The sequence below is a fragment of the Agromyces sp. NPDC057865 genome, assembly GCF_042796995.1.
Taxonomy (GTDB): domain Bacteria; phylum Actinomycetota; class Actinomycetes; order Actinomycetales; family Microbacteriaceae; genus Agromyces.
This window is the reverse complement of sequence record NZ_JBHVMJ010000001.1, coordinates 220,395-233,463: the sequence shown is the minus strand read 5'-3', so window position 1 is coordinate 233,463 and position 13,069 is coordinate 220,395. Positions and strand designations below refer to the sequence as shown.

Genomic DNA, 13,069 nt, shown 5'->3' with positions numbered 1-13,069 from the left:
ATGGGCACGTTCGGCACTGATCGATTCCGTCGCATCGCGACCGCCGGTGTGCTGGTGGCCGGGATGCTCGCGTTGGCAGGCTGCTTCGCGTCGCCGGCCGATCCGGTTGCCGAGTCGTCAGCCGCCGCGACCGACGCGGAATCGGGTCTGGAGCGCGACGTCCGGACGACCTTCGATCAGCCGTGGGAACGCGCGGCCGTCGCCGTGATCGATGGCGACGGCACCGAGGCGATCTTCGTCGAGGCCGACGAGACGACGGTCTACGAGATCGGCAACATCAGCATGGCGCTGACGGGCGAGCTGTTCGCGATCGCGGTCGAGCGTGGGGAGGTCGCCCCCGACGACCCGCTCGGCGCCTACCTGCCGCTCGGCGACACGCCGGCCTCGGGCGTGACGCTGCGATCGCTCGCGACCCACTCGAGCGGGCTCCCGCGCCACCCCACGGATGCCGCGACGGAAGCGGCGATCGACGAGGCAGCCGCCACGCACGGCAATCCGTTCTCGTACACCCTCGACCAGTTGATCGAGCTGGCGCGACTCGAGACCGTGACGGATCCCGGCCAATCGCTGTACAGCGAGTTCGGCGCCGCCCTGCTGGGCCACGCGCTCGCCGCAGCGGCCCGCACGGACTACGAGTCCCTGCTGCAGGAGCGCGTGCTGAGCCCGCTCGGAATGGAGGGCGCGATCGTGGTCGAAACCGACGACGAGGTGCCGAGTGAGCACGCAGGTGGACACTACGTCGATGGGGCGGAAGTCGAGCCGACCGTCGTCGGCGCCTACGGCCCGGCACTCGGCGTCACCGCGACCCTGCCCGACCTGATCGCGCTGGCGGAGGCAGTGCTCGACGGCGCCATGAGCGACAGCGCGGCGATAGATCCCGCCTCGGAGACCGGTGGCCAGTGGCCCACGAGCGTCGGCTACCTCTGGGAGGTGCAGGAGGAGCCGGCACGCACCATCACGTACACGCTGGGCTTCACGAACGGCTTCTCGGCCGCCCTGTTGATCGACCGCGATGCCGGTCATGCGTCCATCGTGTTGGTGAACTCCGACACCGATGTCTCGGAGTATGCGCTGCGCTACCTGAATGCGTTCGCCGATGGCTGAGGGACAGGCCGCGAGCAGGCATCCGGCGGATCGGCACGGCCCGCGCCCATCCGCTCGTGAACCGGCCGTATACCGTCGATCGCACCGACGCGCTCCGGTTCCTCGAGCTCAGCCGGGGATCAGGCCGTGGCGCCGACGATCGAGCCCGCGTGCTCGTGGCAGGCGACCGTGTCGCACGACGCGCACACGACGAACTGGCGGCGGCACGCGGCATCCGGGCAGTTGGCCGTGCGGTTCGTCGGCTCGTCGCAGCCCACGCAGCGGCCGATCACCGCGGCGTCGTCGCTGAAGTCGACCGAGCCGCGGCCATCGAACACGTAGAGCGAGCCCTCCCAGAGGCCGCGGTCGCCGAAGCGCTCGCCGTAGGTCACGATGCCGCCCTCGAGCTGGTACACCTCGCCGAAGCCGCGGTTCGCCATGAGGCTCGAGAGCACTTCGCAGCGGATGCCGCCGGTGCAGTAGGTGACGACCGGCCGCCCCTTGAGGTGATCGTACGCGCCGGCGTCGAGCAAGCCGACGAAGTCGCGCGTCGTCTCGGAGGGCGGCACGATCGCGTCGCGGAACCGGCCGATCTGCGCCTCGAGTGCGTTGCGCCCGTCGAAGAACACGACCTCGTCGCCGCGCGTCGCGACGAGTTCGTGCAGATCGTCGGGCGACAGGCGTGCGCCGCCGCCGACCACGCCGTCGTCGTCGACCTGCAGCTCGCCTGGCGCGCCGAACGAGACGATCTCGTCGCGCACCTTCACGCTGAGCTTCGGGAAGTCGAGGCTCGCGCCCGACTCGTCGAGGCCCGTGCCCTCGCTCCACTTGAAGTCGACGTGCTTGAACGCGGGGTAGTCGCGGGTCTTGCGCACGTAGCGCTTGAGTGCGCCCAGCTCGCCGCCGAGGGTGCCGTTGAGGCCGTCCTTCGAGACGAGGATGCGCCCGCGCAGCCCGAGCGACTCGGCGAGGTCGCGCTGCCACAGCCGCACGGCGTCGGGGTCGGCGAGCGGCGTGAAGGCGTAGTACAGCAGGATCTTCGCGACGGGCATCCCGCGATCATACGAGCGGATGCCGCGAGCCGGCCGAGTGCGAGCGGGTGCGAGCGGGTGCGTGGGTGCGATCCCGCGGCGAATCCGCCGACCCGCGGCGCCCGCCTCCCGGACGCGGAGCCTGCGACGTAGGCTGGCGACGACGGCACCCGCCCATCCGATGAGGAGGCTCGCGATGCTCGACGTCCACCCCTACGAGGCACTCCAGCGACTGCGACCGGTCGAGTCGTTCACCGTGACGAGCACCGATGTCGCGGAAGGCGAACCCCTCGCCCGCCCGCAGTGGAGCACCGCCGCCGGCGGCGTCGACCGCGCGCCGCAGCTCTCGTGGTCGGGGTTCCCCGAGCGCACCCGCAGCTTCGCGATCACGTGCCTCGACCCCGATGCACCGAGCGGCTCGGGATGGTGGCACTGGGCCGTCGCGAACATCCCCGTGTCGGTCACGAGCCTCGAGTCGGGTGCCGGGTCCGCCGGCGGGCCGGCCCTCCCCGACGGCGTCATCGTGCTGCGGAATGAGGACGGCACCCGCGGCTTCATCGGCGCAGCGCCGCCGCGCGGCACGGGCGTCCACCGCTATCACTTCGTCGTGCACGCGCTCGACGTGCCGAGCCTCGACCTCGATCCCGAGGCCACCTCGGCCCAGCTCGGGTCGCGGTGCTTCTTCCACGGGATCGCGCGCGGCATCCTCACGCCCACCGCCACGCGCGACTGACCCGCTAGCGTGGCAGCATCATGCGCCCGATGCCGCTGGAACCGAACACCCGCCGGGTGGCGATCGGATCGCGCCTGCGCGCGGCGCGGAAGACGCAGCAGCTGACGATCGACGAGGTCGCCCGCATCACCGGGCTCACCAAGGGGTTCCTCTCTCGGGTCGAGCGCGACATGACCTCGCCGAGCGTCTCGTCGCTCATCACGCTGTGCGACGTGCTCTCGATCTCCGTCGGGTCGCTCTTCGAGGCGCCCGACGTGCAGTTCGTGCCGGCCGGCACGGGTCCACGCATCAACCTCGGCGGCGTCGACACCGAGGAGCGCCTGCTCTCGCCGCGCTCCGAGTCGCGGGTGCAGGTCATCCGCTCGGTGATCGAACCCGGCGGGCACGGCGGTGAGGAGCTCTACGCGGTCGCCGCCGACGTCGACGTGCTGCACGTGCTCTCGGGCCGCATCGAGGTGCGCTTCTCGGACCAGGACTGGGAGCTGGGACCCGGCGACAGCCTCACGTTCAACGGGCACGAGCCGCACAGCTGGCGCGTCGCCGACGGCGGCGGCGCCGAGGTCATCTGGGTGCTCGTGCCCGCACTCTGGAGCTCATGACGGTCGTCGAGATGCGCCGCCGAAGGCGACGCGTTCACCGGTCGTCGAGTAGCGCCGCCGAAGGCGACGCGCACCCGGTCGTCGAGTAGCGCCGCCGGAGGCGACGCGTATCGAGACGTGATGACGGTCCGGTCGAGCCAGCGGGTCTCGATACGCGTCCGGCTCCGCCGGGCGCTACTCGACCACCGGTGCGCTCCTCGACCACCGGTCGTTCAGCGCTTCGCGCGACGCTTGCGCCGCTGCGCGGCGCGATCGGGCAGCCGTCCGAAGATGAAGTAGGAGACCGGCCCCACGAAGTTGATCGTGATGGCGAGCGCCCACAGGGGCTTCGGCCCGCGCACGTACTTCGCGGGCCGCCGCGCGAGGTCCGTCCACGCGATCGCCGCGAGCGTGAGCTGGATCAGTCCCGTGAGGATGGAGCCGGTCCGCTCCTGCGGCGTGAGGTCCTTCCAGGTCCGCTTCGGCGGGCGCCCGGGCTTCTTCACGCCGGGTGCCACGTCCTGCGGTTCGGTGTCGGTCATGACCGCTCCCTCCGGTGGTGGGTCAGTGCTTGTTCCCGCTGAGGGCGAGCACGCCGCCGAGCCCGATCATCATGACGCCGCCGGTCGCGGCGAGGTGGGCGGCGCGCTTCGGCGACCGCGCGAACCAGTCGCGTGCGGCGCTCGCCGCGATGGCCCAGATCGAGTCGCAGAGCAGGGCGAGCACGACGAACACGACGCCGAGCTCGAACAGCTGCAGCGGGATCGACCCCGCGGAGAAGTCCACGAACTGCGGCAGCACCGCGACGAAGAACGCGATGGTCTTCGGGTTGGTGATGCCCACGACGAATCCCTCGCCGAGCTGGCGCCAGTGCGAGCGGGTCGGGACCTCGCCGTTGACGGCGGCCGCGGCATCCGCTCGGTGCCGGATGGCCTGGATGCCGAGGTAGACGAGGTAGAGCGCGCCGGCGAACTTGATGACCGTGAAGATCACGACCGACTGCGCGACGATGGCGCCCACGCCGAGGGCGACGGCCGCCACGAGGGGCAGCATGCCGAGGGCGTTGCCCAGCACGCTGAGCAGGCCGCCGAGTCGCCCGAGCGCGAGGGAGCGCCCGATCACGAACAGCACGCTCGGACCGGGGATGACGATGAGCACGATCGACGCGAGGACGAACGCACCCAGGTTCTCGAGGGGGACCACCGAAGCATGGTATCTCCGCGCCCTTGCATTCACATAACAGGTTATATAACGTGTTATGCAGTAACCGATCGAGCAGGGAGGCGAGATGGTCGACGACGTCGTGGAGCAGCTGGGCCACCTCGCGCTCGGCACCCGCCTCAAGCGCATCGGCGAGCGGCTGCAGGGCGAGACCACGCGGTTCATCGCCGCCGACGGCCTGGCGGTGCCCGCGAGCGCATTCCCGCTCCTGGCCGCGCTCGATCGTCCCGGCGGCCTCACCGTGGGGGAGCTCGCCGACGCCATCGGCGTGAGCCAGCCCGCCGTCACCCGCACGGTGACGCGGCTCGCGCACGACGGACTCGTGACCGTGGCGAGCGAGGCATCCGATCGTCGGCGCCGATCGGTGCAGCTCACCGAGGCCGGTGAGGACGTGGTGTCCCGGGCCCGCACGGCCGTGTGGCCGCACGTCGAGGCAGCGGTCGCCGAGGCCTGCGCCGGGCTCGAGGGTCCGCTGCTCGCGCAGCTCGCCGAGCTCGAGGCCCGGCTCGATGCCGAGCCCGTCGACCGCCGCGCGGCACGGCTCGCGAAGGGTGCGCCGCTCGCGGGGGAGGTGGCGCGGTGACGCGGCATCCGCTCGACCGGCCGATCTGGAGCGCGCTCGCGACGCGGCAGCGTGGCTTCTCCATCGGCGACGGCCTCGCCCGCCGCTTCGTCGGCGAGGTCGGTCCGTTCGCCGCGATCGGCGACGACGACGCGGCGCACCTCGATGCGCTGTCGGCGCTGGTCGACGCGCACGGGCCGGTCGTGCTGCTGCAGCGCGGCGAGGTCCCGCGCCCGCCCGGCACGCGCACCACCCTCGACGCCCCCGGCGTGCAGCTCGTGCTCGACCGCCTGGCGCCCGTCGCGGCATCCGTCGACCTCGTGCCGCTGGGCGCAGCCGACGCCCCCGAGATGCTCGCGCTCGCGACGCTCACCGAGCCCGGGCCGTTCGGCCCGCGCACGCACGAGCTCGGCGGCTTCCTCGGCGTGAAGCTCGACGGGCGGCTCGTCGCCATGGCCGGCGAGCGCATGAAGCCCGAGGGGTTCACCGAGGTGAGCGGCGTCTGCACGCACCCCGACCATCGCGGGCACGGCTACGCGGCCATGCTCTCGACGGCGGTCGCCGAGCGCATCCTCGCCCGCGGCGAGACGCCGTTCCTGCACGCGTACGCGTCGAACGCCGCAGCCATCGGCCTGTACGAGCGGCTCGGCTTCCGCCTGCGCACCGACGTCGGCGTCGTGCGGCTGGTCCCCGGCGCCGGCGTCTGAGCCGACGGGCCGCGAACTTCGCCTACTCCTCCTCGGGCGGCGGCGAGATCGCTGCGCCCAGCCGGATGCGCGTGCCGAACGGGTCAGTCACGAGCGAGGTGCGCTCGCCCCACGGCTGGTCGACGGGCTCCTCGACGACGGATGCCCCGGCCGCGGCGAGCTCGCGCGTCATCCGATCGACGTCGTCGACGTAGAACCAGAGCAGCACGTTGCCCGGCGGGGGCGGCTGCTCGGCGAGGCCGATCCCCAGCGACGAGGAGCCCACCGCGAGCGAGACGTAGACCGGTGTGCCGTCGTCGCCCGGGAACTCGTAGGTCACCACGCCGCCGAACGTGTCGCGGTAGAACGCGAGGGCCGCCGGAACGTCGGACACCTCGAGGATCGGGAACGCCGATTCGATCATGACTCCTCCTCCAGAACTGGAGGCTACGCGACCGGCGGGGATGCGGCTACGGTGGCACCGTGAGCGACCAGATCTCGGTGACGGTGGCCGACGGGGTCGGGCACGTCACCCTCGACCGCCCCCAGGCGCTCAACGCCCTGAGCTACGAGATGATCCACGAGCTCACCGACGTGTTCGAGTCGTGGGTCGACGACTCGGAGGTCGGGATCGTGGTGCTGGACGGCGCGGGGGAGCGGGGCTTCTCGGCCGGCGGCGACATCCGCGAGCTCTACGGCTACGCCGTCGACGGCAACGCGGGCGAGGCGCGCGACTTCTTCCGGTCGGAGTACCGCCTCGATGCGCTCATCGCGCGGTACCCGAAGCCCGTCGTCGCGATCATGGACGGCATCACCATGGGCGGCGGCATCGGCCTCGCCGGGCACGCCGCGATCCGCATCGTCACCGAGCGTTCCCGCGTGGCGATGCCCGAGACGCGCATCGGCTTCACGCCCGACGTCGGCGGCTCGTGGCTCCTGGCCAGGGCGCCGGGCGAGCTCGGCGTGCACCTCGCGCTCAACTCGCGCACCATGGACGCCGCCGATGCACTGCACGCCGGCTTCGCCGACGCCTTCGTGCCGTCGGAGCGGCTGCCGCACCTGCTGCAGGCGCTCGCCGAGCGCGCCGACCCCGGCAGCCCCGCCGAGATCGTGATGCTCTTCGACGAGACCCCCGGCCCGTCGGCGCTCGCGCTCGCGCGCGACTGGGTCGACGCCTGCTACTCCGCGCCCACCGTGCGCGAGATCATCACGCGGCTGCGCGCATTCGCCGAGGGCACGCCGGATGCTGCGTCGAGCTCGTTCCCGGCGCATCCGCTCGACCCCGCGGCATCCGCGTACGCCGGCGCGGCCGCCGACGAGCTCGAGACCCTGTCGCCCACGGCGCTGACCGTCACGCTCGAGTCCGTGCGCCGCGCCCGCACGCTGCCGCGGCTCGAGGACGCGCTCGAGCAGGAGTTCCGCCTCGTGTCGTGGTTCATCGAGCAGCACGACCTGCGCGAGGGCATCCGCGCGCAGGTGATCGACAAGGACCGCTCGCCCAAGTGGAGCCCGTCGACGCTCGAGGGCGTCGACCCGCACCTCGCGTCCGACGTCATCACGGCGCAGGTGCACGAGCCGGTCTGGCCCGACCGGACACCCCCGGTGGTCGAGTAGCGCACGGCGGAGCCGGACCCCCGGTGGTCGAGTAGCGCCCGGCGGAGCCGGACCTCGGTGGTCGAGTAGCGCCCGGCGGAGCCGGACCCCCGGTGGTCGAGTAGCGCCCGGCGAAGCCGGACGCGTATCGAGACCCAGTGACCCGGCCCCGGAACTCGCCGCGTCTCGATACGCGTCGCCTCCGGCGGCGCTACTCGACGACCGGGGGGTGCGTCGCCTGCGGCGGCGCTACTCGACGACCGGGGGGTGCGTCGCCTCCGGCGGCGCTACTCGACGACCGGGACCACGGGATACGGTTGTGGGCGTGAAGAACCATCACCTGCGCACCCACCGGAGTGACGAGCACCTCGCCCGCGATGGCCAGCTCGCCTGGCAGCTCGCCGGGGTCGCCACCGATCCCGTCGAGCTCGACGACGAGGTCGTCGACATGGTCGTCAACCGGGTGATCGACAACGCGGCCGTCGCGGCCGCCTCGCTCGCCCGCAAGCCCGTGGTCTCGGCCCGCAGCCAGGCGCTCGCGCACCCGGTCTCGATCGGCGGCGACGGCGCCACGGTCTTCGGCGCGGATGCCGCGCGCCGCACGTCGCCCGAGTGGGCTGCCTGGGCGAACGGCGTCGCCGTGCGCGAGCTCGACTTCCACGACACGTTCCTCGCCGCGGACTACTCGCACCCGGGCGACAACATCCCGCCGATCGTGGCCGTGGCGCAGCACCTCGCCGCCGGGCGCGGCCTCACCGGCCGCGACGTCGTGCGCGCCATCGCCACGGGCTACGAGGTGCAGATCGACCTCGTGAAGGCGATCTCGCTGCACAAGCACAAGATCGACCACGTGGCGCACCTCGGACCGTCGGCCGCGGCCGGCATCGGCACGCTCCTCGGCCTCGACCAGGAGACGATCTTCCAGGCCATCGGCCAGGCCCTGCACACCACCACTGCCACGCGTCAGTCGCGCAAGGGCGAGATCTCCACCTGGAAGGCGCACGCCCCGGCGTTCGCGGGCAAGATGGCGGTCGAGGCGGTCGACCGCGCGATGCGCGGCGAGACGAGCCCCGTGCCGATCTACGAGGGCGAGGACGGCGTGATCGCCTGGCTCCTCGGCGGGCCCGAGGCGACCTACGAGGTGCCGCTGCCCGAGGCCGGCGAGGCGAAGCGCGCGATCCTCGACTCCTACACGAAGGAGCACTCGGCCGAGTACCAGGCCCAGGCGTGGATCGACCTCGCGCGCAAGCTGCACGAGGAGTACCCGCTCATCCTCGACGACCCCGATCGCATCGAGTCGATCACGCTGCACACGTCGCACCACACGCACCACGTGATCGGCTCGGGCGCGAACGACCCGCAGAAGTACGACCCCGACGCGTCGCGCGAGACGCTCGACCACTCGATCCCGTACATCTTCGCGGTCGCCCTGCAGGACGGCACCTGGCACCACCACGACTCGTACACGCCCGAGCGGGCGCACCGGGCCGACACCGTCGACATGTGGAAGAAGGTGTCGACCGTCGAGGACCCCGAGTGGACGCGTCGCTACCACTCGAACGACATCGAGGAGAAGGCGTTCGGCGGCAAGGTCGTCATCACGCTCGCCGACGGTGGCGAGATCGTCGACGAGATCGCCGTCGCCGACGCGCATCCGCTCGGAGCTCGTCCGTTCGCGCGCGAGCAGTACGTGCAGAAGTTCCGCACGCTCGCGGAATGGGTGCTCGAGGAGGCCGAGATCGAGCGCTTCCTCGACCTGGCACAGCGCCTGCCCGAGCTGGGCCCCGACGAGCTCGGTGGCCTCACCTTCACCGCGGCACCCGGCGCCCTCGTCGGCGTCGACATCCCGACCGGCCTGTTCTAGCCATGACCGAGGGCCGCGTCGCGCTGATCACCGGGGCATCCTCGGGCATCGGCGAGGCGACGGCGCTCGAGCTCGCAGCGCGCGGCTTCACCGTCTACGGGGTCGCGCGGCGGATCGACCGCATGGCCGGCCTGACCGCGCACGGCGTGCACGTGTTCGAGATGGACGTCACGGATGACGCGTCGATGGCGTCGGGCGTCGAGCGGATCCTCCGCGAGCAGGGCCGCATCGACGTGCTCGTCAACAACGCCGGGTACGGATCGTACGGCGCACTGGAGGACGTGCCGATCGAGGAGGCGCGCCGCCAGTTCGAGGTGAACGTGTTCGGGCCGGCGCGGCTCGCCCAGCTCGTCCTGCCGCACCTGCGCGCGCAGCGGAGCGGCCGGATCATCAACGTCTCGTCGATCGGCGGCAAGTTCTACGAGCCGCTCGGCGCCTGGTACCACGCCACGAAGTTCGCGGTCGAAGGGCTGAGCGACTCGCTCCGGCTCGAGCTGCGCCCGTTCGGCGTGCACGTCGTGATCATCGAGCCCGGCACGATCCGCACCGAGTGGGGCGGGATCGCGGCCGACAGTGCGACCGCCAGGTCGGGCGGCACCGCCTATGCGCGGCAGGCGAAGCGGCTCGCGCAGGTGTACGAGCTCGCCGACCGCCCGGGCGTCGGCGCCTCGCCGCGGGTCGTCGCCCTGGCGATCGCGCGGGCCGCGACCGACCGCCGACCGCGGATCCGCTACGCGGTGCCGTTCGGCGCGAAGGCGCTCCTCGCGCTGCGCTGGCTCATGACCGACCGGGCGTTCGACTGGGCGATCATGCGGGCCTACGGTCCGCGCTGAGGCGCAGCATCCGGATGTCGCGGACGCCGTTCTCGTCGACCTGCGCGGTGCCGTCGGCGACGAACCCGCGCCTGCGGTAGAACGCCTGCGCGCGCGGGTTCGGGTCGGCCACCCAGAGCGCGACGTCCTCGTCGGGACGGACGACGGCGTCGAGCAGCGCGAGTCCCGCGCCCGACCCGTGCTCGGCCGCCACGACGTAGAGCACGTAGAGGTGGTGGTCCCACTCGAGCGCGGGGTCGTCCACGGGGCCCGACATGGCAACGCCGATCACCTCGCCGCCGCGCTCGGCCACCGCGATGCGGTTCCGGCGGTACTGCTCGTCGGTGAGCGCCGCCGTCCAGAACCGCTCGCGCGCGGACTCGAAGCTCGGGTCGTCGAGCACGTGGTCGGGGACGAGCCCCCGGTAGGTCTCGCGCCAGGAGCGCACGATCACCCGCGCCATCTCCGTCGCGTCCTCGGGGCGCGCGCGGCGTACCGTCACCGGAGGCCTCATGTGCGAACCCTACCGAGCCGGCCGGTCGTCGCCCGCACGCGATTAGGGTGGATCGGAGGAGGCCCAACCATGCTCTACGCCCAGAAGTCCCCTTCCGAGAAGCGCCGCCTCTTCCGAGAGCGGCTCGACACGGGGCGGATCATGCGCTTCCCCGGCGCGTTCAACCCGCTGTCGGCCCGCCTCATCGAGCGGAAGGGCTTCGAGGGCGTCTACATCTCGGGTGCCGTGCTGTCTGCCGACCTCGGCCTGCCCGACATCGGCCTCACGACGCTCACCGAGGTCGCCGGCCGTGCGAAGCAGATCACGCGGATGACCGAGCTTCCGGCCATCGTCGACGCCGACACGGGCTTCGGCGAGCCGATGAACGTGGCCCGCACCGTGCAGGAGATGGAGGACGCCGGGCTCGTCGGGCTGCACATCGAGGACCAGGTCAACCCGAAGCGCTGCGGGCACCTCGACGGCAAGCAGGTCGTCGACGAGCACACCGCGCTGCAGCGCGTGCGCGCCGCGGTCGACGCGCGACGCGACCCGAACTTCCTCATCATGGCGCGCACCGACGTGCGCGCCGTCGACGGGCTGCAGGCCGCGGTCGACCGCGCGAAGCGGCTCGCCGACGCCGGTGCCGACGCGATCTTCCCCGAGGCGATGGCCTCGCTCGAGGAGTTCGCCGCGATCCGCGCGGCCGTCGACGTGCCGCTGCTCGCCAACATGACCGAGTTCGGCAAGAGCGACCTCTTCACGGTGCAGCAGCTCGCCGACATCGGCATGAACATCGTGATCTGGCCGGTGTCGTTGCTCCGGCTCGCGATGGGCGCCTCCGTGCGTGCCCTCGACGAACTCCAGGCGACGGGTTCGCTCGACGCGAAGCTCGAGGAGATGCAGCACCGGGCCGACCTCTACGAGCTCATCGACTACGAGGGCTACAACCGGTTCGACACCTCGATCTTCAACTTCGACGTCGCCCGCTGACCCCGACATGACCGGCGCCGCTCCGCTCCCGCAGACCGCCGGTGCGCTCGCGTCGGCGTACGCGACGGGCTCGACGAGTCCGGTCGAGGTCGCCGAGGAGGTGCTCGCCCGCGTCGCCGCCCGCGAGCACGAGGTGAACGCGTTCGCCGACTTCGACGCGGCATCCGTGCGTGCCGCTGCACGCGCCAGCGCCGCCCGGTGGCGTCGGGGCGAGACGCTCGGCCCGCTCGACGGCGTGCCGGTCACCGTGAAGGAGAACATGCACCGGGCCGGCGTCCCGGCGCGCGGCGGCACCGCGGGCTCGAGCCCGGTGGTGCCCGAGGCGGATTCGCCGATCGTCGCGCGCCTGCTCGAGGGCGGCGCCGTGATCGTCGGGTCGACGACGATGCCCGACTGGGGCATGCTGTCATCGGGCGTCTCGAGCCTGCACGGCGTCACCCGGAGCCCGCTCGACCGCGACCTCACCGTGGGTGGATCGTCGAGCGGCGCCGGTGCGGCCGCGGCGGCCGGGTTCGGCGTGGTGAACATGGGCACCGACATCGGCGGGTCGGTGCGGTTCCCGGCGGCCTGGCTCGGGCTCGCGGCGCTGAAGCCGAGCGCAGGACGCATCCCGATCGACACGCCCTACCTCGGCCGCGCGGCCGGGCCGATCGCGCGCACGGTCGCCGACCTCGCCGCCGGGATGGCGGTCGTCTCGCGACCCGACGTGCGCGACTACACCTCGCTGCCGCCCGCCGACATCGACTGGGACGACCTCGCGATCGACCCGGCCGGCCTGCGGATCGCGCTGCACCTCGACGCCGGCGCCGGAATGCCGGTCGACCCCGCGATCCGCTCCGCCGTGGTCGCGGCCGCCGACCGGTTCGCCGACGCGGGCGCCGAGATCGTCGAGCTGCCCGGCTTCATCGACGAGGGCGTGCTCGACGACGTCGACACGTTCTGGCGGGTGCGGTTCTGGCGCACCTACGCCGAGCTCGGCGCCGCGCGGCGGGCGCTCGTGCTCCCGTACATCGTCGAGTGGGTGGCGAAGGGCGCCGACGTCAGCGGCACCCGCGCGCTCGAGGCGTACGAGGCGATCGGCGAGCTGCGGCGCCGCACGGTGCTCGCGACGGCGCCGTTCGACGCGGTGCTCTCGCCGGTCGCGCCGATGCTCGCCTTCCCCGCCGACTGGCCGATGCCGTGGGGCCACGACGACCGCGGCATGGCGCACATCGCGTTCACCATGCCGTACAACATGTCGGGCCAGCCGGCCTCGAGCATCAACGCGGGGTTCGCGCCCGACGGGCGGGCGATCGCGCTGCAGGTCGCGGGTCCGCGGTTCGCCGACCGGCAGGTGCTCGCCCTCACGTCGTGGTGGGAGCAGGCGCGCCCCGAGTCGGCCGTGCCGTCGTTCCCGTGAACCGAGCCGGCGTCGAGGCGCACG

The 13,069-nt window shown here is 72.4% G+C and carries 15 protein-coding genes; 10 read left to right on the top strand and 5 right to left on the bottom strand.

The features are described 5' to 3' along the window. Nucleotides 1-1,104, top strand: coding sequence for a serine hydrolase domain-containing protein (locus ACFVN5_RS01035; protein ID WP_376952776.1), 1,104 nt, complete (start codon nt 1-3; stop codon nt 1,102-1,104). Nucleotides 1,105-1,223: 119 nt separating this feature from the next. Here the strand turns inward: ACFVN5_RS01035 and ACFVN5_RS01030 are convergent, their stop codons facing one another. Beyond that, the gene (locus tag ACFVN5_RS01030) at nt 1,224-2,135 is read right to left on the bottom strand and encodes a rhodanese-related sulfurtransferase (RefSeq protein WP_376952775.1); all 912 of its coding nucleotides are present in this window, start codon (nt 2,133-2,135) and stop codon (nt 1,224-1,226) included. Between the two features lie 175 nt (nt 2,136-2,310). On the opposite strand from ACFVN5_RS01030, the gene ACFVN5_RS01025 reads away from it, so the two are divergent. Together ACFVN5_RS01025 and ACFVN5_RS01020 are read left to right on the top strand one after the other, a co-directional pair. Then, complete coding sequence (locus ACFVN5_RS01025; RefSeq protein ID WP_376952774.1) at nt 2,311-2,847, top strand: YbhB/YbcL family Raf kinase inhibitor-like protein; 537 nt, start codon at nt 2,311-2,313, stop codon at nt 2,845-2,847. Between the two features lie 20 nt (nt 2,848-2,867). Continuing rightward, the gene (locus ACFVN5_RS01020; protein ID WP_376952773.1) at nt 2,868-3,446 is read left to right on the top strand and encodes a helix-turn-helix domain-containing protein; all 579 of its coding nucleotides are present in this window, start codon (nt 2,868-2,870) and stop codon (nt 3,444-3,446) included. A 212-nt stretch (nt 3,447-3,658) separates the two neighbouring features. Here the strand turns inward: ACFVN5_RS01020 and ACFVN5_RS01015 are convergent, their stop codons facing one another. Next, nucleotides 3,659-3,967, bottom strand: coding sequence for a PLD nuclease N-terminal domain-containing protein (locus ACFVN5_RS01015; protein WP_376952772.1), 309 nt, complete (start codon nt 3,965-3,967; stop codon nt 3,659-3,661). Between the two features lie 22 nt (nt 3,968-3,989). After that, a complete protein-coding gene (locus tag ACFVN5_RS01010; protein ID WP_376952771.1) occupies nt 3,990-4,628 on the bottom strand; it encodes a LysE family translocator in 639 nt (212 codons plus the stop codon). A gap of 85 nt (nt 4,629-4,713) precedes the next feature. On the opposite strand from ACFVN5_RS01010, the gene ACFVN5_RS01005 reads away from it, so the two are divergent. Together ACFVN5_RS01005 and ACFVN5_RS01000 are read left to right on the top strand one after the other, a co-directional pair. Beyond that, entirely contained in the window at nt 4,714-5,229 is a 516-nt protein-coding gene (locus ACFVN5_RS01005) for a MarR family winged helix-turn-helix transcriptional regulator (RefSeq protein ID WP_376952770.1), read from the top strand. Beyond that, nucleotides 5,226-5,915 carry a GNAT family N-acetyltransferase gene (locus ACFVN5_RS01000; RefSeq protein ID WP_376952769.1) on the top strand — a complete coding sequence of 230 codons (690 nt, stop codon included), beginning with the start codon at nt 5,226-5,228 and terminating at the stop codon, nt 5,913-5,915. The genes ACFVN5_RS01005 and ACFVN5_RS01000 overlap by 4 nt, the downstream gene beginning before the upstream one ends. 22 nt (nt 5,916-5,937) lie before the next feature. Here ACFVN5_RS01000 and ACFVN5_RS00995 read toward each other — a convergent pair whose 3' ends face one another. Further along, a complete protein-coding gene (locus ACFVN5_RS00995; RefSeq protein ID WP_376952768.1) occupies nt 5,938-6,318 on the bottom strand; it encodes a VOC family protein in 381 nt (126 codons plus the stop codon). A 59-nt stretch (nt 6,319-6,377) separates the two neighbouring features. On the opposite strand from ACFVN5_RS00995, the gene ACFVN5_RS00990 reads away from it, so the two are divergent. From ACFVN5_RS00990 to ACFVN5_RS00980, 3 genes are all read left to right on the top strand, one after another. Next, nucleotides 6,378-7,508 (top strand): enoyl-CoA hydratase/isomerase family protein, encoded by a 1,131-nt coding sequence (locus ACFVN5_RS00990; RefSeq protein WP_376952767.1) that lies wholly within the window; start codon nt 6,378-6,380, stop codon nt 7,506-7,508. Nucleotides 7,509-7,812: 304 nt separating this feature from the next. Next, a complete protein-coding gene (locus ACFVN5_RS00985) occupies nt 7,813-9,351 on the top strand; it encodes an MmgE/PrpD family protein (protein ID WP_376952766.1) in 1,539 nt (512 codons plus the stop codon). A gap of 2 nt (nt 9,352-9,353) precedes the next feature. Beyond that, nucleotides 9,354-10,184 (top strand): oxidoreductase, encoded by an 831-nt coding sequence (locus ACFVN5_RS00980; protein WP_376952765.1) that lies wholly within the window; start codon nt 9,354-9,356, stop codon nt 10,182-10,184. Here ACFVN5_RS00980 and ACFVN5_RS00975 read toward each other — a convergent pair. Next, nucleotides 10,159-10,677 carry a GNAT family N-acetyltransferase gene (locus ACFVN5_RS00975; protein ID WP_376952764.1) on the bottom strand — a complete coding sequence of 173 codons (519 nt, stop codon included), beginning with the start codon at nt 10,675-10,677 and terminating at the stop codon, nt 10,159-10,161. The genes ACFVN5_RS00980 and ACFVN5_RS00975 overlap by 26 nt on opposite strands. 69 nt (nt 10,678-10,746) lie before the next feature. Here ACFVN5_RS00975 and prpB point away from each other — a divergent pair, with 69 nt between their 5' ends. Both prpB and ACFVN5_RS00965 read left to right on the top strand, forming a co-directional pair. Further along, nucleotides 10,747-11,646, top strand: coding sequence for a methylisocitrate lyase (prpB, locus tag ACFVN5_RS00970; RefSeq protein ID WP_376952763.1), 900 nt, complete (start codon nt 10,747-10,749; stop codon nt 11,644-11,646). 7 nt (nt 11,647-11,653) lie between these two features. Further along, nucleotides 11,654-13,045 carry an amidase gene (locus ACFVN5_RS00965; RefSeq protein WP_376952762.1) on the top strand — a complete coding sequence of 464 codons (1,392 nt, stop codon included), beginning with the start codon at nt 11,654-11,656 and terminating at the stop codon, nt 13,043-13,045. Nucleotides 13,046-13,069 lie beyond the last annotated feature (24 nt).